The sequence below is a fragment of the Deefgea sp. CFH1-16 genome, assembly GCF_016881365.1.
In the GTDB taxonomy this organism is placed as follows: Bacteria; Pseudomonadota; Gammaproteobacteria; order Burkholderiales; family Chitinibacteraceae; genus Deefgea.
Map to the genome: position 1 here is coordinate 3,049,512 of NZ_WLYT01000001.1, position 17,301 is coordinate 3,066,812.

The window sequence follows — 17,301 nt, forward strand, 5'->3', positions numbered from 1 at the left end:
AGAGCGCAATGGGAATGTGAGCCTAATCAACAAAAGCTTGTTTTAAGATTTTGATGTGATTTGTTGGCTGAGCGTCGCCATCATTTGCCGCCATGCCGTGGTGACCTCGGGGCCTAGCTCTGTTTCTATGCGTAGCAGTAGTTCGCGTTGTGGGCTGGTGAGCTCATGCTCGAGTTGCTGGCCAAGTGGCGTCAAATATAGGTTTTTTTACTCGCTTGTCATGTTCGTCGCTTTGGCTGGCAATCAATTGGGCCGCTTGCAAGGCTTTGAGTGGTCCGTGTAATGCTTGTTTGCTTACGCCTAATTTGCTTAAAAGTTGGTGAATAGCAACACCAGGATTTCTGGCGACAAAATACAACACTCGATGATGAACGCGTCCCCATTGTCGTTCGGCCAGTAAAGCGTCCGCTTGTGCGGTAAAGGCACGGTAGCCATAAAACAAGAGTTCAATATCGGCTTCAATTTTTTGGTCAATCATATTGACTTAATTTTCCTTGATGGGCATGATTTAGGTCTACTTAATTGACCTATATGGCGTATCTTATGCTAGCTAGAAGAATTGAACGTTTAACTTCGTCATTGGTTCGCGATATTTTAGCGGTCGCGCAACAACCTGGGGTGATTTCATTTGCCGGTGGCTTACCCGCCAGCGAAGCTTTGTTGTCGCTCGATTTAGCCGCATTGCCTGCCGACGTGGTGAAAAGTGCCTTGCAATATGGCCCGAGCGAAGGCGAGCCGCAGTTGCGCGAGTTAATCGCTCAACGAATGCAAGCTATCGGTTTTAACTGCAGCGCCGAGCAAGTATTGATTCTGAATGGCTCGCAGCAAGGGATTGATCTCGTTAGCAAGTTAATGATCGACGAAGGTACGCCGGTCTTGGTCGAGGAGCCGGCGTATTTAGCCGCTTTGCAGTCGTTCCGTTTATTGGGAGCTGATTTACGCACTTTGCCGATTGCCGATGGCGTTGATTTAGTTGCGTTGGCCGATCAGTTGCCGCAGGTGGCTATGGCGTATTTAACGCCGACATTTCAAAACCCATCGGGCTATTGCTACAGCCATGCGGAGCGGAAAGCGGTAGCGGAGCTGCTCGATACCCATGGTACGTGTTTGTTTGAGGACGACCCCTATCGCGAGCTAGCATACGATACCCCCGCACCTGCACCCTTGGTGAGTCATTTGACATCGGCGCCTTGGGTGTATCAAAGGCTCGTTCAGCAAAACTTTGGCACCGGGTTTACGCTTGGGCTATTTGATTGCACATCCAGATTTAATGCCGCATTTGGTGCGCTTAAAGCAAGCGGCTGATTTGCATAGCAATCGTTTAAGTCAATTGATTGTGACGCAAATATTGGCGAATGATCAGCTCGATCCACATTTAGCTGCCGTATTGCCATTGTATCGACAACGCCGTGATGCGATGGCCACGGCTTTGGCAACGCATTTAAGCCCTTATGCCACGTGGTCCTTGCCGAGTGGCGGTTTGTTTTTTTGGGTCAAACTCAACACAGTCGATGACACTTTAGCGCTGATGCGCGCCGCTTTGGCGCAAAAATTGGCGATTATGCCCGGCGTGGCATTTATGGCGTCGAATCAAGATGATGGGGCGATTCGACTCAATTTTAGTCATGCTAATCCCGAACAAATTCAAATTGGGATTGCGCGCTTAGCGCAGATCTTGCGGGACTTTTGAGCGCAGAATCGGACTTGGCGCGGATTGCGGACTGAGGTTGCAGCCACACGCTTTAGGCGCGTCTGTTGACGTTTGCTTGCTCGCTGCTGCTGACGCGATTTTTGCGGCGAATACAACGTCAAAGAACCTAGCTAAAAAGTTGATCTAGTGCCGCACCGCGCCTGCGCTGAGACGGTACAATAGCCACAGACTCGGGGTGTCGTGAGGGGCTGTTGCTGTGTGGTTTACCAACCGGGAAGCCAACGTCAATAGGTCGAGACCGGCTGAGAGAAACCCGTTGTACCTGATCCAGATCATACTGGCGTAGGGATGTCTGCTGCGACTTGGCGACTTCCTGCGCTTTATAAGGAAATCGCGATGTCTCAAGTTGATCTTACAATTGCTGAACTGCCATTTCATTTAGTTGCCGATGAGCTAGAACGCTTACGCGCTAATACCCCCCTAGTGCATGTGCTGACCAATGAGGTCGTGCAATGCTTTACTGCCAATACCCTACTTGCCATTGGCGCTTCGCCAGCGATGATTGTGGCCGAAGCAGAGGTCGCTGATTTTGCGGCGATTGCCGATGCGCTGCTGATTAATATCGGCACCGTTTACCCAGCCCGACTACAAGCAATGAACTTAGCGATTGATGCCGCTAACGCGGCGGCAACGCCGTGGGTGCTCGATCCGGTGGCGGTTGGCGTATTGCAATACCGCCGCGATGCAGCGCTTGCGATGTTGGCGAAAAAAACCAGCGGCAATTCGCGGCAATGGCTCAGAGATTTTGGCTTTGGCCGCTGCATTGGCTTTAAATGCTGAGGCGACAGCGGGCGGGAAAGGCGTTGATAGCACGATGAGCTCAATGTCGGCACTCAGCGCCGCGCAGCAATTGGCGCGCGCCACTGGCGCGATTGTTGCCGTGACGGGCGCGACGGACTACATCACCGATGGCGAGCAAACATGGGCGGTGCCGTGGGGTCACCCAATGATGACGCGCGTGGTGGGCACGGGTTGTGCGTTGTCGGCCGTGGTGGCGGCCTTTTTGGCTGATGCGCCCAATCGACTCAATGCCGTGGCCGCAGCCTGCGCCGTGATGGCGATTGCTGGCGAGCGGGCGGTAGAGTGCTCTGATGGTCCGGGGCACATTTGTTGCGCCGTTTTTAGACGCATTACACGTGATTCATCCGGTGCAATTACGGAGCTATAGCGAATGACGACAACAGCGAACCCGATTGATTTAAGCCTGTATTTGGTGCTTGACCCGGATTTATGTGGCGGATTGGATGAAATGGTCAGCACCGCGAAAATCGCCGCGCAAAACGGCGCCACCGTAGTGCAATTGCGCGCGCCGCAATGGAAAAAACGCCAATGGTTGCTGGCCGCTCAAGCGTTAAAAACCGTGCTGGCACCGTACAATGTGCCACTGATTATTAACGATCAGCTCGATATTGCGCTGGCGATGGATGCCGATGGCGTGCACGTTGGCCAACAAGATCTGCCCGCTAGTGAAGTACGGCGATTATTGGGGCCAAATAAAATCGTTGGTTTATCAACCAATGGTTTGGCGCAATTTCATGAGGCCGAGGCAATGTATCAGGCTGGCATCATTGATTATGTTGGGGTTGGGCCGGTATACCCTACAGGAACGAAAAAAGATGCTTCGCCAGTGATCGCCGTGGACGAAGTGGCCGCCATGCTGCAGAACCGCATCTTGCCAGCGGTGGCTATTGGTGGCATTCAAGCAGGGAAAGTGGCTCACTTGATGGCGCAGGGCTTTGATGGGGTTGCCGTGGTCTCGGCGATTTGCGGCCAAGCCGATGTCGCAGCCGCAACGCAAGGTCTCTTGGCTGAAATACATGCCGCAAAGGGAGGTACGAAATGACCATTCATACTTTAACCATTGCCGGTTCAGACTCTGGCGGCGGTGCAGGGATACAGGCCGATTTAAAGACTTTTTCAGCGCTTGGCACTTACGGCATGAGTGTGATTACCGCGCTCACCGCCCAAAACACCCAAGGCGTGCACGGCGTTACAGGTGGTCTCCCCCGAATTTATCGCTGCGCAATGCGATGCGGTGTTTAGCGATATTCGGGTTGACGCCGTCAAAATGGGCATGCTTGGCAATGCGGCGACGATTGCCGTGGTGGCTGAGCGTTTGGCGCATTATCAACCGCCAATTATGGTGCTCGATACGGTGATGATTGCGAAGGGCGGTCATGCGCTGCTTGATCCGGCGGCGGTGAATGCGCTGCGCGAGCAATTATTGCCGATGGCCAGCATCATTACGCCGAATTTACCCGAAGCGGCGGCATTGCTCGGCTGTGCGGAAGCGCAATCAGAAGCGCAAATGCGGCAACAAGGTCGCGAATTAATCGCCGCAGGCGCGCAAGCCGTATTGATGAAGGGCGGGCACTTAGGCGGTACATCCTGCCCAGATTGGTTGATTACACCGAATAATGAAGTGTGCTTCCCTGCAGTGCGCATTGCCACACGGCATACGCATGGCACCGGCTGCACCTTGTCGGCGGCGCTCACCGCGCTGCGCCCGCAATGCGCTGATTGGGTAGAAACCGTCGCCAAAGCCAAAGCATGGTTATTGCTGGCCATTAGCGAGGCCGAACGCCTCGAAGTGGGCCACGGTATTGGTCCGGTGCATCACTTTCATCAGTGGTGGTAGTTGGTGAGTGCGAAGTAGAAGGATTGCCGCACAAACGATGCTCATGCGGCAATCAAATTATTGCTCATTCATGTTAATTAAGACTTAGGCCAGAATAAAAATGCCGCGCAGAGTGCCGCGCAACAAAACACCACAAAATAGCCGAGTGCATGATTGCAAATAAATAGCCTGCGCCATGTATTGCTCTCTATGCGTTTCCAGTTGCCTGTTTTAGCTGCATACCGTATGCCATCCAGAAAGCCACCCATTGCCTCTGCATCGTGCATATACAGTTCTAGGCGAGGCGGCAGGGCATCGCTGTAATTTTCTTTCAAATAAGTGTAGAGCGCATGCGAGCATGCCAGATACACCAAACCACCTAGCAGGCCACTGAGCACTAAAAATGGCATGATGTAATCGAGAAAAAGTTCGCGCATTTTATAAATCCTTTATGGTTTGACTAAAAGGCCAGTGGCTTGGCCGCTCGATGATTCATTGTCGGCATAGCTCAATTCGACATTGTTTTTATTGAACTTGAATGAATAATGCCGAGAAATTGCCCCTTCCGCATATTGGGTTTTGATTTCTAGCGTATTGGTATTTTTCCATCGCGCCTTGGCATATAAATTTAGATTGTGAAAACGCGCATCGGCTTGGCGACGATATGCGCCATCCAGACCAACAGGCCAACTGGTTTTGCCGTTGATTGAATCCACCTCCCAAATTAAGCTACCTGCATCTTGTGGGTCAAGTTTGAGGCTAATGGCTTCGATGCCCCACGGCTTGTTGGAAAAACGCCATGTTTTGGCGTACCAATTGCTGCCAAGTTCAAGGGTGTTTTTTGCATCGCTGTCAGGCAAGGCGATGGCTTGTATTGTTTCGCTTAATTCCGCTAGAGCTATGGCATTGACGGGTAACGGTGGTTTATTTTTTGCTAATTGATGCAGTTGATTAAGCGTTCTTTCATTAAAGTCTTGATCAGCAATTTTACTGGTCATCACGATCACTAATTGCTGCGCTGGGTCAACTAGAACAAATTGCCCGTGTCGCCCCAAGGCTTGAACGTGTTTTTGACTTAAATCCACCCAGAAACCACGGCGATAGCCTGCGCTTTGCGCTGATCTTGTATCTTCAAATAGATTTTTTATCCAACCGGCTGGCAATAGTCGCTGGCCTTGCCAAACGCCATCTTGCAGCCAAAATTGCCCTAGCTTGGCTAAATCGTGCGGTGCAAGGGCCAAGTTAGCTTCGCCAATGGTGTGGCCAGATGGATCTTTTTGCCAATAAAAGTTTTGAATGCCAAGCGGTTTAAAGAGTTGCAGGGCGGCAACTTCTTGCATCGGCATATTCCAAGCCTTTTCAATCACTGCGGACAGCAAATTCATATTGCCACCGTTGTAATTAAAGGTTCGTCCGGGTTCATCGTCCATGGCTTGCTGCAAAACGTATTGATTCCAATCGGCGCTGTTGACCATCTGATAAATACTGGATTGAGAATTATAAGGTATTTCATACCAAGCAATCCCCGAGTGCATGTCGACCAGATTACCAAGCGTAATCGCCGCCTTGCGTGGGTCAATATCACCTTTCAGTTGCTCGGCAAAAAAAGGTCGCATCGGCTGATCAAGGCTTTTAAGTTTGCCTTGCTCAATTGAAATCCCCAGCATCGTTGAGGTAACGCTTTTGGTAACCGATCGCAGATCGTGCAGAGTATTGGGTTGATAAGGATAGAAATAGCTGTCTAGAACAACATACCCATTGCGCATGATTAAGATGCTATCAATGGGTGTGCCTGATTTTTGAATTTCTTTCAGTGCCATATTCAGCTGAGCCGAGTCGATCCCCTGCGCCTCGGGCGAGCTGGTGGGTAAATCATTGGTGTTGTTGGCAGCAACCATGCCACTCGCCATTAGCAGTAGCAAACTACAAAATTTAAAGCACATGCTGATGCCCTTGTTGATTTGGTTGGTGATGAAATCGACCTAATGCTTAGCGGAGAATGCCTTGGCTGGCGATTGAGTTGTTCATATTGAGTAAGGTCGCCTTCTTGCCGTTGAATTTGATCTTGTAATTTACGCGGTAAGATTCATCCACATCCATCGCTTCGAATTGCAAGGTGTCGTTATCCAGCCATTGCGCTCGCGCGGCGCGCATTGATTCTGGCCCGGATTTTTGCCAACGATTGTCGATGGGTGTTACGGGGGTGTATCGCCAGGCATCATTCAAACTGGCTTGAATAATGAAGGGCTTGTTAATGGGGCTGCGTGGCGACACCGTGATGGTGGCGATATCATTATTGAATTCAAGTTGTAGCTGGCTTAGCCAAAATTCAGGGTTAGCAAGATCAATTTTGCGTTGATGGAGCGTTTTTTCCAGTGGTGAGCGCAGCTTTGACGTGGCTGTTGGGGTGGCAAGTTGCGTGATTTTATTTTGTAGCATTTCGAATGCGACGGGGTTAGCTTCAGACGGCGCTTTGAGTTTTAAATAAAATTCGCGCAGTGCGCTGAGGCCAAAATCGGATTGTTCTTGGTTGCGTGAGGTCATCACCACAGTGATGTCATCTTGCGGAAAAACGGCAATAATTTGTCCTGCATAACCCGATGCGGTATACCATTCTCGGTTTTTTCCTACCCACCATTGCGCGCCATAGTAATGAGAGCCTGAAGCGATACTTAACATTGGCGCTGTGGCGTATTGCACCCAGCTAGCGGGCACGATTTGTTGACCTAGCCAAACGCCATTTTGCCGATACAGTTCCCCGAGTTTTAGCATGTCGAGCGGCATGATATAAAGCCCGCGCCCACCAGCAAGATGGCCTTGTTGGTCGCTATTGATCCAGCGTGTATTGCTAATACCGAGTGGTTTAAACAATCGTTGTTCGGCGTAATCGGCCAATGAACTACCCAATGCCGCTTCACCCAAAACACCAAGCAACTCCGATCCACCGCTGTTGTAGTTAAAATTATTGACCTGATCGGGTTCAAGAGAGCGATTGAGTACAAACTTCACGATATCGATATCGGGTTTGTCGTTTTAGCTCATCAAAATCACCAAAATCATCACCACGCCACTCTTGCCACAACAATCCTGACTTCATCCCCAGCAATTGTTCAACAGTAATCAGTTTGGCATTTGGCAAGTCGGCGTATTGCGGCAAAATATCGGCGACGGTGTCGGTCAGCTTGAGCTTGCCGTCGCCGATTAACATGCCAATCAAAGTCGCCATAAAGCTTTTGGTGACTGAATTAACTTGATGCGGAATGCCGGCGTGAAACGGCGCAACATAGGCTTCGAGTACCACCTTGCCATGCCGCGCAAGGATAATACTTTCCATATCAAAGCCGGGCGTTTGCAAGTAGTTGAGCATTTTGCTGAGCTGCGCGGAGTCTAGTCCCACTGATTCGGGTGTGGCGCGCTGGACTAATGCCGTGGCTTGTGTGGTGGGTGAGCTGGGTAAGTCGCTAGTTGCGGCTTGACTTAAGCTCAGGCTCAGCGCGATGGCGACGCTAATCAGACGATATTGCATACAGTATCCTTGGGTATTGGCTTGAGCCTGTTATTGATTAAGGTTTGTAGTTAAATACATCGTATTATTTCGCTCGCCGTTGCTTTACGGGTACACAAAGCTGATAAGTAAATTTGGTTGTCGCCAGCAGCGTCTCTTGTGGGTCTTTAATTGGCCCTAGCGTATGGCCGGGTCGACTTTCGTCAAACGTCCATTTGCTGTGCGGCAAGTAATAGCCAAATACATACTGAGCCAGAATCATTGAGTCGGCGACGGTGCCGCAAAAATCGACGACTAAATACTGCCCCGCTGCAATGTCGGCGACGAGGATGTTGCGCTCAGCTTGAAACGTCGCATCGACCAGCAAGCCAACGGCGTATTCGCAGCGCCGATGGTCGGTGACGTTGGGGTTGTCCAGCATCCGTGAAACCAAGCGGCTGTTCGCATTCGTTAAGCCGTGTGCTTGCCCCCATTGCGCTACGCGTTGCCAAAGCGTAAACATTTGCTCGAGCGCCACGCCGTTTTGCCAAAAATACACCCAACGATAGCTCGGCATTTTTTCAAATTTGAGCGCTGAAATTTGCCGTGGTAATTCGCCATTCCTGGCCGCTGCCAGTGCGACTTGAAGCTGTGTATCGGGTATTGATTCTATGGGTTTATCCGAATGGGATACTTTGCAATTCTTGCTATCTTGCAAGATGTTTTCATTATTTTTGTGAGATTGCTGACGCCAGTTATAGCTTAAACCGTCTAAAGTCCATTGCTCGCCTTTACGCCAGTCGCTGGCCGTCATACCAAAGTGCGTGCGAAATGCCCGAGAAAACAAGGCTTGGGATTTAAAACCACAATCGAGCGCAATTTGCTGCATGGGGAAGGGCGGGTAAATCAAAAGTAGATTCGCTGCACGTTCAATGCGGATGCGACGTAGATAATCATTCGGCGTTTCGTGCTGAATCGCCGTGAATACGCGGTGAAAATGATAGGGTGAAAAATGCGCGGCTTGGGCTAAATCAGCGAGGACGATGTGCTGGTCAAAGTGGTGGTGAATGTATTGCAGGGCTAAATGAATGCGCTTGACGTAGTCGTCCATATTTGGCGATAACAGTTTTTTTGGGGTGAACAATAAAAAAGGGAAGCGGATGCTTCCCTTTTTTTAAGTGCGGCTAATTATTTGGCAGGTGCTGGTGCTGGTGCCGATGCCGTAGCCGATGCCGCTGCAGCTGGTGCGCCGCCGCCGACAACTTCAACGATTTCCCATTTGCCATTTTTAACGACATAAACACCGATGGCACCATTTTTAACGTCGCCTTTTTCGTCAAAAGTGATGGTGCTCGTCAAACCTGGGTATTCCATGGTTTTTAGGACTGGCAAGTATTTTGCTGGGTTGGCAGAGCCCGCTTTTTGCATTGCAGCGACCATCATTTTGGTTGCGTCATAGCAATATGGCGCATAGAGCTGAACTTCTACGCCAAATTTATTTTTGAATTTTTCTTTAAATTCTTTACCGCCTGGCATGTCTTCTAGAGATTTACCTGGGCTAGATGCGTAAGTGCCTTCGGCATCGGTACCGGCCAATTTGATAAATTCGCCAGTTTGGGTGCCGTCAGCACTCATCACGGTAGCTGGAATGCCGAGTTTTTTGGTTTGTTTTTTCAATGGTGCGGCTTGTGCGTCCATACCACCGTAGAAAATCAAATCTGGTTTTGCGCCTTTGATGTTAGTCAGAATGGCGTTGAAGTCTGTTTCTTGGTTAGTGGTGAATTCACGTTTCACGATTTCAGCACCAGCGGCTTTAGCGGCTTTTTCAAATTCGTCAGCTAAGCCTTGGCCGTAGGCAGTGCGATCGTCAATGATGGCGATTTTTTTGGCTTTGAGTTTTTTAACTGCAAAGTCACCGAGTACCACACCTTGCTGTGCATCATTGGCCATCACGCGAAATGCGGTTGGGAAACCTTGTGCGGTGTAGGCAACAGCAGTGGATGATGGTGAAATTTGTACGATGCCAGCATCGTTATAAATTTTTGACGCTGGAATGGTCGTGCCTGAATTCAAGTGGCCGATCACGCCGCTGACTTTTTGGTCAACAAAGCGCTGAGCGACGGTGGTGGCGGTTTTCGGATCGGCTTGGTCGTCTTCTGACACCAATTCAATTTTCATTTTTTTGCCAGCAATATCCACACCGCCAGCGGCATTGATTTCGTCGATGGCCATTTGCACGCCATGTTCGTTGTCTTTACCCAAGTGGGCGATATTGCCGGTCATTGGCGAGGCTTGACCAATTTTGATGATGTCGGTTTCCACTTCAACCGTAACGGGTGCAGATGCTGGGGCGCTGGCCGTGTCGGCCGGTTGTTGTTTGCCGCAGGCAGTGATCGACAAAATAGCGGCAGCGATGAGGCTGAGGCGAGCGATGGTCATCGTGAATCTCCGAGATGGGGTGTTGTTATTAATTACGGTTGTTTGGGTACTATTGCCATTTAAAGGCAATCAATCTTGCTTTCGCAATCAGCGACTAGAAATCAGTGTTTTCCTGTATCTCGACCGCAACAGTTCTTGCATATTGTAGGGGTGACAGTTGCTAGGAGCGGGTCAATCATTGCTGATTTGTTTGTTAACTGAAAGAAATACGCCAGATAGCCACGTTCTACGGTGTTTTGAGGCGTGCTTTGGGTGATGGATTTTCGGGTTTGGGGACGTGCAGTTTGGACTCGGGATTGGCGTTTATTTTTAAAATGGTTGTTTGAATGCATGTTGCATTTTTGCTACGAAGCCCGTTACCGGTGGTTGGGGTTTAACGTCGGCGCTATAAATGGCCTAGTTCGGCCAACGACACTACGCGGTGGGCGGCGACGATAAAGTGATCGAGTAGTTTGATGTCCAGCAGCGCCAAAGCGTGTTGCAATTGGCTGGTGAGTAAAATATCCGCTGGCGATGGTTCGGCGTGGCCAGAAGGGTGGTTGTGCGCGACGATCAGCGCAGCGGCATTGAGCTCTAACGCGCGCCGCGCCAGCTCTCGGGGGTAAACGCGGGTTTCAGTGAGTGTGCCTTTAAATAAAATCTCGGCGGCAATCAGCTTGTGGCTGTTGTCTAAAAATAAGCCATGAAATTCTTCATGATTGAGGCCGCGCAGCCGCAGCTTTAAAAAATCCCGCACAGCGCTGGGGCTACTCAGCGTATCGCGCGCTTTGAGTTCTTCACATAGCGCACGGCGGCTCATTTCGAGTACCGCTTGCAATTGGGCATATTTGGCGTCGCCAATGCCGTTAATGTGCGCGAAATCATCGAGCTTAGCTTGAAATAAAGCTTGTAATGAGCCGAAATGCTGTAGCAAATCACGTGCTAAATCGACGGCGCTTTTACCGGCAATCCCCACGCGTAAAAAAATCGCCAGTAATTCAGCGTCATTAAGTGCCACTGCGCCATGGCGAAGTAATTTTTCCCGTGGACGAGAATCTGCAGGCCAATCGGTGATAGACATCGGCGTTTCTTGGTAAACTTCGGATATTCGCTATAGCAGAGGCTTACATTGTGAGTCATAAAAAAATTGTATTGGGCATTACCGGCGGCGTTGCCGCGTATAAATCGGCGGAATTAACGCGGCTGTTGGTGAAGGCCGGTTATCAAGTCCATGTGGTGATGACCGAGGCGGCAACGCATTTTGTTGGCGCAGTAACGTTTCAAGCATTGTCAGGCCATCCAGTGTTTGTTGATCAGTGGGATGCGCGTATGCCCAATAATATGGCGCATATCGATTTAACCCGTGGCGCGGCCGCGGTGTTGATTGCGCCGGCATCGGCCGATATGTTGGCCAAAATTGCGCAAGGGCATTGCGATGATTTATTGTCGACCTTGGTCGCGGCGCGGACTTGCCCATTGCTCGTTGCGCCAGCAATGAATAAACAAATGTGGGAAAACGCCCCTAATCAGCGCAATGTGGCGCAATTACGTGCCGATGGCGTGGCCATCTTGGGGCCGAGCTCCGGTGAGCAAGCGTGTGGCGAGGTCGGTGATGGCCGGATGCTGGAAGCGGCGCAAATTTTTTGAAATGCTTGAAGCCAGTCTGCAGCCGAAACGCTTGCTGGGTAAACGGGTGTTGCTCACTGCAGGCCCCACTTTTGAGCGAATTGACGCGGTGCGCGGTATTACCAATAGCAGCTCAGGCAAAATGGGCTACGCGATTGCGCGCGCAGCGTATGAGGCGGGTGCTGAAGTGGTGCTGGTGTCGGGTGAAACGGCGTTGCCAACGCCGATGGGGACGCGGCGTATTAATGTCTTGAGCGCGCAGCAAATGCTCAATGCGGTCGAGGCCGAGGTGGCTGCGGCGGATATCTTTATCGCGGTGGCTGCCGTGGCTGATTACTACGTGCTCAATCCGTCTGAGCAAAAAATCAAAAAAAGACGCGCATATTTTAACGCTAGAGCTCGCGCCCAATCCGGATATTTTGGCCAATATTACCGCCAAAGAAAATCCACCGTTTTGTGTGGGTTTTGCCGCTGAATCAGAAAATCTATTGGAATACGCTGAAGCCAAACGTAAGCGTAAAAAACTGCCGTTATTGGCCGCCAACTTAGTGCAAACGGCGATGGGGCATGATGATAATGAAATTGTGCTGCTGGATGACAGTGGTGAAACGCGTTTAGCGCGCGCACCAAAAATCGACATTGCGCGCAAACTGATTGCGCATATCACCCGTTTGTACGACGCAGCGCAATTAGAAAAATAAAAATGGGTTTACCCGCTTAAAATTGACTCAGCTAGGTGCTTGCGACTGATTGAGTTCAATCGACTAAGGGTTTGCCAACCGCGTTTGTGCGGATTTTGGCCTGAGGCAAGGCACGAAGCGCGCAGCGTAGTCATTCTACGCCAGCGCTTGGTAACGCCGCATCAGGCCAAAAGCACTCCAGCGCGGCGGGAAACCAAACTTCAACAGACCCTAGGCCATTGTTTAATTTAAATATTTTTAGGAAATACTTATGACCACGATCGATGTAAAGATTTTAGACGAACGCTTAAAAGATAATTTGCCGGCCTATGCCACAGCAGGTGCCGCAGGATTGGATTTGCGCGCTTGTTTGACTGCGCCGATCGAATTGGCGCCCGGCGCAACGACTTTGGTGCCAACGGGCATGGCCTTGCACTTGGATAATCCCGGCTTGGCGGCGATGATTTTGCCGCGTTCAGGCTTGGGGCATAAGCATGGCATCGTGTTAGGCAATTTGGTCGGTCTGATTGATTCTGATTACCAAGGGCAAATCTTTGTTTCGGTCTGGAATCGAGGCAATACCACGTTTACGATCCAACCTTTAGAGCGCATTGCACAATTGGTGATCGTGCCGGTAGTGCAAGTAGGCTTTAATATCGTCGATGAATTTGCCGCGAGTGATCGCGGAGAAGGCGGCTTTGGCAGTACTGGTAAGCATTAAGCGAATCCAATGCGAAGAGTAAATCTCTTCGCATTATGGGTATCTATTTGTAGCAGTCATATTTAATGCTATTGATGGATATACTCCAGTTGAACGTTGAGCTTTTTCCAATCGCGCTGTGCATTGAGCCAGTGCGATTTTTTTACGCGTTTTTTTCCTAGCCACAGCGCTAAAACGCTGGCGTCGTGCAATTCACCCAATGAAGTTTGTGCAGTTTTGAGTGCGGGTGATAGTGCATGAAAGCGAGTCGGCAACCACGTTGTCGCTAGCGTATTTAAGTAACGCAAATGTTTGATATGCGCGCGACGTTGATGCCATTGTGCCATTGATGCTGAGGAACTTGTTTTGCGGCTTAGCGCTTGGATTTGTTGGCGGGCTTGCCGTACCACCTGATGTTTTAACTGCGTTTTACTGGTTTTTTGGATGCGCCGCTGGCAATGCCTGCAAGGTGCTCATGGCTAAAGTAGCGACGTCATTGGTACTGAGTGCCGCTTTTAAGATCGCAATGCCTTCGACGTAAGCTTTACTGAGTGAATTAAATTGTGCGGCATTGATGTCTTTACCCAGTAAAGTCAGCATCACCTCCGCATCGCGTGTTGGGCTGCTGAGTTTGGCGAGCGCTTGCCATGCTTTTAAAATCGCCGCGTCGAGTTTTTTGTTGGATTTTAAAAACAATCGGCAGCAAGCAGCGTAAACGGCGTAAGGCGACTCTAAATTGATGCAGTGCTTCGCTGTTCTTGCCTTTGATGATTTTATTTTTGGCGCGATCCAAGATGATCAGTTGCTTAGCGATTGAGTGTAAAAAATCATTTTTTTTCGGCATGACCTTGCTCCAAGATGAATCGCGCAGCGCTGAGTGAATCAACTATTTCAATCTCTAACGCTTGTGTTTGCTCGGTTGCGGGAAGTAAATCGGGCACCATAATGACTCGACATCCAGCAGCATGGCCAGCTTGCGCGCCGAAATTTGAGTCTTCAAACACCACGCAATTGGCAGCATGCACGCCCAGTTGTGAGATTACTTTAAGGTAAATGTCGGGGGCCGGTTTGGGGTGAATGATTTCATCGCCGCAAACGGCAAATTGAAAATAAGGCCATAAACCGCTGATGCTCAGGTGATGATTGGCCATGGCGCGTTTCGTTGAGGTGGCAACCGCGCAGGGAATGGCGCTGTGTTTTAAAAAATCGAGTAATTCGATCACACCGGGCCGTAAATTGATCGTTTCATGGCTGCGGGCGAGGTAGATTTCGTGCGTTGTTGCGCGCAATTGAGCGACTGGAAAATGCGGCCCGAGTGCAGCGTGCAAATACGCTTCGGTTTTCGATGAATGCATGCCAATCATGCCCAGCGGGATCTCGGCGGCAATGGCGTGGCCTAATTGTTCGGCCGCATCATGCCAGCAGCTTAAGGCCATTCGCTCACTATCAATTAATAAACCGTCCATATCAAAGATGGCCGCCGCAATTTTATTGGGGTTGGTGTTTATTTTCATTGCCTTATTTTCGATTTATTTCAACAATACGCCAGTTTACTCGCCTTGAATTGATTTATGACTCTGAAAATGACCGTTTCTGCCCAATCGATTTGCCCGTGTGGCTTACCTGCAACCTATGGCCGCTGCTGTGGCCGTTATCATGCCGGTCTTGCTGCGCCGACGCCTGAAAGCCTGATGCGCTCTCGCTATAGCGCGTACGTGCTTGAATTAACGGATTATCTAAACGCCACTTGGCACCCTTCAACCCGCCCTGATGATTTAGGCGTAAGCGAAGACGACGCCGTGAAGTGGCAAAGCTTGAAAGTGAATTTTGCTGCCGAGCAAGGCGATGAGGGTGAAGTGAGCTTTGTTGCTCGCTATAAAGTCGGCACGGTGGCGTACCGCTTGAGCGAGCATAGCCGTTTTGTTCGTGAAGATGGGCGCTGGTTTTACCTTGATGGTGAAGTGATTTAATGCTCAAAGGTTTGAGTACTTTAGCGCAATTAAAAGCCGGTGCCTTGCAAGGCTGCACGCGCTTAGATATTAGCTGTGGTTTGACTGAGTTTCCGCGCGAAATTTTTGCTCTGGCCGATAGCCTTAAAATTCTTAATCTATCCGGTAATCAGCTATCGAGCTTGCCGGATGATTTGCCAAGGCTGCGGCATTTAGAAGTGATTTTTTGTTCTGAAAATCGCTTTACTGAGCTCCCTGCCGTATTGGGGCAATGCCCATCGCTGACGATGATAGGCTTTAAATCCAATCAAATTGCGCATGTTGACGATGAGGCATTGCCGCCGCATTTACGCTGGTTGATTTTAACGGACAATCAACTGACTGAACTGCCTAGCTCAATTGGGCGCTGTCATGAGTTAGAAAAACTGATGTTGGCGGGTAATCGTTTGGCGGCACTGCCCGCTGCGCTGACGCAATGCCAGCAATTGGCCTTAGTTCGGGTGGCAGCCAATCAATTGACGGCGTTTCCGGCGTGCTTATTGCAGTTGCCGCGCTTGGCGTGGTTGGCGATCGGTGGTAATCCATTCAATGCGGCGCTCGAACGAAACCAGATGGATGACGTTGCGAGTGTGAATGCGTCCGAGGTGACACTAGGGCAAAAGCTCGGAGAAGGGGCGTCGGGCACCATTTATCAAGCGCAATGGCATCTCGCTGAGCCACGAACAGTGGCCGTTAAGTTATTTAAAGGTGCAGTCACTAGCGACGGTTGGCCGCACACTGAAATGGCGGTGTGCCGCGCGGCAGGAGAGCATCTGCATTTAATCGGGGTGTATGCCCAATTGCTAGGGCATCCTGCGGGGGATGGCTTGGTATTACCGTTGATTTCTCCCGAATTTACCGTATTGGCGGCACCTCCGAGTTTAAAAACATGTATTGCCGATGTGTACGCCAGCGATTTACGGTTTACTTGGCGTGTCGCCTTGCTGCTGGCGCATGGCATTGCCGATGCGGCGCGGCATTTACATCAGCGCGGCATTTTGCACGGTGATTTATATGCGCATAATATTTTGCATCACTCCGATGGCCGAGCTTATTTGGGTGACTTTGGTGCTGCGTCGTTTTACTCGCCAGATGCCGCATGGGCACCGGCGCTAGAGTGCATTGAGGTTCGTGCTTTTGTTCATTTATTGCTTGAATTGCTGGCGCGAATCGATTGGTCAGCGGCTGATGACGAGGTGCGGCTTGCTGTGATGTGTTGGCAGGAGCAATGTGTCGATTTAGCGGGCGCTGGTCGAATCACTTTTGCTGATTTGCAACAAGGACTGTGGCGAATTCTGCAAAACAACTAGGTATCTTCCCTAGATTGCTGTGACAGACTTGACAGATGTAGTGGCTCGATTTAATTTTCAAACAGTCGTTTGAAGTTGATGCAAGTCAAGTTATTACATGGGGTCTGGCATGGAAACGGGGAAGGCACTAGAAACATCATTACGCATCTTAAATGCGGCAGAAATCTTGTTCGTTGAGCATGGTTTTTCCGGCACGTCGATGCGGCAAATCACTGGCGCGGCACAGGTCAATATTGCGGCAGTGAATTATTATTTCGGTTCCAAAGAAGGCTTGTTTCAAGCGGTATTTGAGCGCCGAGCCGAGCCTTTTGCTCGCCTTTCTCTCGATAAAATCAATCAACTCACCAGTAGTAAAAACAACTTTACCGCCACTGAAGTCGCCGAGGCATTTATGTCTGCGGCGATGGAAATGGGGAGTAATCCTGCGCACGGCGGGCTGATTTTTGTGAAGTTGCTGGCGCGTAGCTATGTTGAACCCAATCCCGTTTTAAAAGAAAAATTGCCACAGCGCTATGGCGAGTTGACGCGTCGTTATCTTGAAGCGTTGGGGCAGGCTTTGCCGCATTTATCCAGTCAGGAAGTGAGTTGGCGCTTTCACTTTATGACCAGCGCCATGTTTAACGCATTCGCTGGTAATAATGTGATGCGCTTATTTATGACCCAGTCTTTGGTTAATGCCCGTGATCCGCAGTTAGTTGCACAGATGTTATTACCTTTCATTGCTGCAGGCTTAAATAGCCCTGCTGCCGTTTAGTTGCCACTTGGAG

General features: G+C 50.2%; 21 protein-coding genes, 2 pseudogenes and 1 riboswitch. Of the genes and pseudogenes, 11 read left to right on the forward strand and 12 right to left on the reverse strand.

Features of this window, described 5'->3' with window-relative positions:
* Window positions 1-163: 163 nt before the first annotated feature.
* On the reverse strand, window positions 164-478 hold the full coding sequence (locus tag GKO28_RS16700; protein ID WP_182077134.1) for a helix-turn-helix domain-containing protein: 315 nt from the start codon (window positions 476-478) through the stop codon (window positions 164-166).
* 65 nt (window positions 479-543) lie between these two features.
* On the opposite strand from GKO28_RS16700, the gene GKO28_RS16705 reads away from it, so the two are divergent.
* The 6 genes and pseudogenes from GKO28_RS16705 to thiD all read left to right on the forward strand — a co-directional run bounded on the left by GKO28_RS16705 (window position 544) and on the right by thiD (window position 4,349).
* Window positions 544-1,305 (forward strand): aminotransferase class I/II-fold pyridoxal phosphate-dependent enzyme, encoded by a 762-nt coding sequence (locus tag GKO28_RS16705; protein WP_282099351.1) that lies wholly within the window; start codon window positions 544-546, stop codon window positions 1,303-1,305.
* Window positions 1,250-1,690, forward strand: a complete 441-nt coding sequence (locus GKO28_RS21930; protein WP_282099352.1) for a hypothetical protein — start codon at window positions 1,250-1,252, stop codon at window positions 1,688-1,690. The genes GKO28_RS16705 and GKO28_RS21930 overlap by 56 nt, the downstream gene beginning before the upstream one ends.
* Before the next feature lie 182 nt (window positions 1,691-1,872).
* Window positions 1,873-2,017: riboswitch (TPP riboswitch) on the forward strand.
* A gap of 30 nt (window positions 2,018-2,047) precedes the next feature.
* Window positions 2,048-2,879 (forward strand): annotated as a pseudogene (gene thiM / locus GKO28_RS23025) (hydroxyethylthiazole kinase).
* 3 nt (window positions 2,880-2,882) lie between these two features.
* Window positions 2,883-3,554, forward strand: a complete 672-nt coding sequence (gene thiE, locus GKO28_RS16720) for a thiamine phosphate synthase (RefSeq protein WP_182077135.1) — start codon at window positions 2,883-2,885, stop codon at window positions 3,552-3,554.
* The gene (locus GKO28_RS22440; RefSeq protein WP_307839045.1) at window positions 3,551-3,754 is read left to right on the forward strand and encodes a bifunctional hydroxymethylpyrimidine kinase/phosphomethylpyrimidine kinase; all 204 of its coding nucleotides are present in this window, start codon (window positions 3,551-3,553) and stop codon (window positions 3,752-3,754) included. The genes thiE and GKO28_RS22440 overlap by 4 nt, the downstream gene beginning before the upstream one ends.
* Window positions 3,708-4,349 carry a bifunctional hydroxymethylpyrimidine kinase/phosphomethylpyrimidine kinase gene (thiD, locus tag GKO28_RS16725; RefSeq protein ID WP_307839046.1) on the forward strand — a complete coding sequence of 214 codons (642 nt, stop codon included), beginning with the start codon at window positions 3,708-3,710 and terminating at the stop codon, window positions 4,347-4,349. Before GKO28_RS22440 ends, thiD begins: the two co-directional genes overlap by 47 nt.
* 77 nt (window positions 4,350-4,426) lie before the next feature.
* On the opposite strand, the gene GKO28_RS16730 is transcribed toward thiD, so the two are convergent.
* From GKO28_RS16730 to radC, 7 genes are all read right to left on the reverse strand, one after another.
* Complete coding sequence (locus GKO28_RS16730) at window positions 4,427-4,765, reverse strand: hypothetical protein (protein ID WP_173534281.1); 339 nt, start codon at window positions 4,763-4,765, stop codon at window positions 4,427-4,429.
* 12 nt (window positions 4,766-4,777) lie between these two features.
* Complete coding sequence (locus GKO28_RS16735; RefSeq protein WP_182077136.1) at window positions 4,778-6,226, reverse strand: serine hydrolase; 1,449 nt, start codon at window positions 6,224-6,226, stop codon at window positions 4,778-4,780.
* Between the two features lie 91 nt (window positions 6,227-6,317).
* Window positions 6,318-7,337: a serine hydrolase gene (locus tag GKO28_RS16740; RefSeq protein WP_182077137.1), complete on the reverse strand. Its 1,020-nt coding sequence runs from the start codon at window positions 7,335-7,337 to the stop codon at window positions 6,318-6,320.
* On the reverse strand, window positions 7,309-7,854 hold the full coding sequence (locus tag GKO28_RS21935; protein ID WP_182077138.1) for a serine hydrolase: 546 nt from the start codon (window positions 7,852-7,854) through the stop codon (window positions 7,309-7,311). The genes GKO28_RS16740 and GKO28_RS21935 overlap by 29 nt, the downstream gene beginning before the upstream one ends.
* Before the next feature lie 64 nt (window positions 7,855-7,918).
* Complete coding sequence (locus tag GKO28_RS16750; RefSeq protein WP_182077139.1) at window positions 7,919-8,923, reverse strand: GyrI-like domain-containing protein; 1,005 nt, start codon at window positions 8,921-8,923, stop codon at window positions 7,919-7,921.
* 77 nt (window positions 8,924-9,000) lie between these two features.
* Window positions 9,001-10,251 (reverse strand): branched-chain amino acid ABC transporter substrate-binding protein, encoded by a 1,251-nt coding sequence (locus GKO28_RS16755; RefSeq protein WP_182077140.1) that lies wholly within the window; start codon window positions 10,249-10,251, stop codon window positions 9,001-9,003.
* 385 nt (window positions 10,252-10,636) lie between these two features.
* Window positions 10,637-11,311, reverse strand: coding sequence for a DNA repair protein RadC (gene radC / locus GKO28_RS16760; RefSeq protein WP_173534276.1), 675 nt, complete (start codon window positions 11,309-11,311; stop codon window positions 10,637-10,639).
* Between the two features lie 50 nt (window positions 11,312-11,361).
* Between radC and coaBC the strand changes: the two are divergent.
* Window positions 11,362-12,557 (forward strand): annotated as a pseudogene (coaBC, locus tag GKO28_RS23030) (bifunctional phosphopantothenoylcysteine decarboxylase/phosphopantothenate--cysteine ligase CoaBC).
* A gap of 250 nt (window positions 12,558-12,807) precedes the next feature.
* The gene (gene dut, locus GKO28_RS16770; protein WP_173534274.1) at window positions 12,808-13,257 is read left to right on the forward strand and encodes a dUTP diphosphatase; all 450 of its coding nucleotides are present in this window, start codon (window positions 12,808-12,810) and stop codon (window positions 13,255-13,257) included.
* 68 nt (window positions 13,258-13,325) lie between these two features.
* On the opposite strand, the gene GKO28_RS16775 is transcribed toward dut, so the two are convergent.
* From GKO28_RS16775 to GKO28_RS16790, 4 genes are read right to left on the reverse strand one after another with little or no spacing between them, the layout of a single operon-like run.
* Window positions 13,326-13,646, reverse strand: a complete 321-nt coding sequence (locus GKO28_RS16775; RefSeq protein WP_182077141.1) for a CHAD domain-containing protein — start codon at window positions 13,644-13,646, stop codon at window positions 13,326-13,328.
* A 19-nt stretch (window positions 13,647-13,665) separates the two neighbouring features.
* The gene (locus GKO28_RS16780) at window positions 13,666-13,932 is read right to left on the reverse strand and encodes a hypothetical protein (RefSeq protein ID WP_182077544.1); all 267 of its coding nucleotides are present in this window, start codon (window positions 13,930-13,932) and stop codon (window positions 13,666-13,668) included.
* Window positions 13,817-14,080, reverse strand: a complete 264-nt coding sequence (locus tag GKO28_RS23035; RefSeq protein ID WP_182077142.1) for a CHAD domain-containing protein — start codon at window positions 14,078-14,080, stop codon at window positions 13,817-13,819. Before GKO28_RS23035 ends, GKO28_RS16780 begins: the two co-directional genes overlap by 116 nt.
* The gene (locus GKO28_RS16790; RefSeq protein WP_182077143.1) at window positions 14,064-14,750 is read right to left on the reverse strand and encodes an HAD family phosphatase; all 687 of its coding nucleotides are present in this window, start codon (window positions 14,748-14,750) and stop codon (window positions 14,064-14,066) included. The genes GKO28_RS23035 and GKO28_RS16790 overlap by 17 nt, the downstream gene beginning before the upstream one ends.
* A gap of 57 nt (window positions 14,751-14,807) precedes the next feature.
* On the opposite strand from GKO28_RS16790, the gene GKO28_RS16795 reads away from it, so the two are divergent.
* The 3 genes from GKO28_RS16795 (at window position 14,808) to GKO28_RS16805 (ending at window position 17,288) form a co-directional block, all read left to right on the forward strand.
* Window positions 14,808-15,206 carry a YchJ family protein gene (locus GKO28_RS16795; RefSeq protein ID WP_247646610.1) on the forward strand — a complete coding sequence of 133 codons (399 nt, stop codon included), beginning with the start codon at window positions 14,808-14,810 and terminating at the stop codon, window positions 15,204-15,206.
* Complete coding sequence (locus GKO28_RS16800) at window positions 15,206-16,534, forward strand: leucine-rich repeat-containing protein kinase family protein (RefSeq protein WP_182077144.1); 1,329 nt, start codon at window positions 15,206-15,208, stop codon at window positions 16,532-16,534. Before GKO28_RS16795 ends, GKO28_RS16800 begins: the two co-directional genes overlap by 1 nt.
* Before the next feature lie 109 nt (window positions 16,535-16,643).
* Entirely contained in the window at window positions 16,644-17,288 is a 645-nt protein-coding gene (locus tag GKO28_RS16805) for a TetR/AcrR family transcriptional regulator (RefSeq protein ID WP_173534270.1), read from the forward strand.
* The last annotated feature ends 13 nt before the right edge of the window (window positions 17,289-17,301 follow it).

Excerpts from the sequence above, each read along its gene's own strand:
- GKO28_RS16700 (WP_182077134.1), bottom strand. The coding sequence starts at position 478 with ATGATTGACCAAAAAATTGAAGCCGATATTGAACTCTTGTTTTATGGC.
- GKO28_RS16705 (WP_282099351.1), top strand. The coding sequence starts at position 544 with ATGCTAGCTAGAAGAATTGAACGTTTAACTTCGTCATTGGTTCGCGAT.
- thiE (WP_182077135.1), top strand. The coding sequence starts at position 2,883 with ATGACGACAACAGCGAACCCGATTGATTTAAGCCTGTATTTGGTGCTT.
- GKO28_RS22440 (WP_307839045.1), top strand. The coding sequence starts at position 3,551 with ATGACCATTCATACTTTAACCATTGCCGGTTCAGACTCTGGCGGCGGT.
- GKO28_RS16730 (WP_173534281.1), bottom strand. The coding sequence starts at position 4,765 with ATGCGCGAACTTTTTCTCGATTACATCATGCCATTTTTAGTGCTCAGT.
- GKO28_RS16735 (WP_182077136.1), bottom strand. The coding sequence starts at position 6,226 with ATGGTTGCTGCCAACAACACCAATGATTTACCCACCAGCTCGCCCGAG.
- GKO28_RS21935 (WP_182077138.1), bottom strand. The coding sequence starts at position 7,854 with ATGCAATATCGTCTGATTAGCGTCGCCATCGCGCTGAGCCTGAGCTTA.
- GKO28_RS16750 (WP_182077139.1), bottom strand. The coding sequence starts at position 8,923 with ATGGACGACTACGTCAAGCGCATTCATTTAGCCCTGCAATACATTCAC.
- GKO28_RS16755 (WP_182077140.1), bottom strand. The coding sequence starts at position 10,251 with ATGACCATCGCTCGCCTCAGCCTCATCGCTGCCGCTATTTTGTCGATC.
- radC (WP_173534276.1), bottom strand. The coding sequence starts at position 11,311 with ATGTCTATCACCGATTGGCCTGCAGATTCTCGTCCACGGGAAAAATTA.
- dut (WP_173534274.1), top strand. The coding sequence starts at position 12,808 with ATGACCACGATCGATGTAAAGATTTTAGACGAACGCTTAAAAGATAAT.
- GKO28_RS23035 (WP_182077142.1), bottom strand. The coding sequence starts at position 14,080 with ATGCCGAAAAAAAATGATTTTTTACACTCAATCGCTAAGCAACTGATC.
- GKO28_RS16790 (WP_182077143.1), bottom strand. The coding sequence starts at position 14,750 with ATGAAAATAAACACCAACCCCAATAAAATTGCGGCGGCCATCTTTGAT.
- GKO28_RS16795 (WP_247646610.1), top strand. The coding sequence starts at position 14,808 with ATGACTCTGAAAATGACCGTTTCTGCCCAATCGATTTGCCCGTGTGGC.
- GKO28_RS16800 (WP_182077144.1), top strand. The coding sequence starts at position 15,206 with ATGCTCAAAGGTTTGAGTACTTTAGCGCAATTAAAAGCCGGTGCCTTG.
- GKO28_RS16805 (WP_173534270.1), top strand. The coding sequence starts at position 16,644 with ATGGAAACGGGGAAGGCACTAGAAACATCATTACGCATCTTAAATGCG.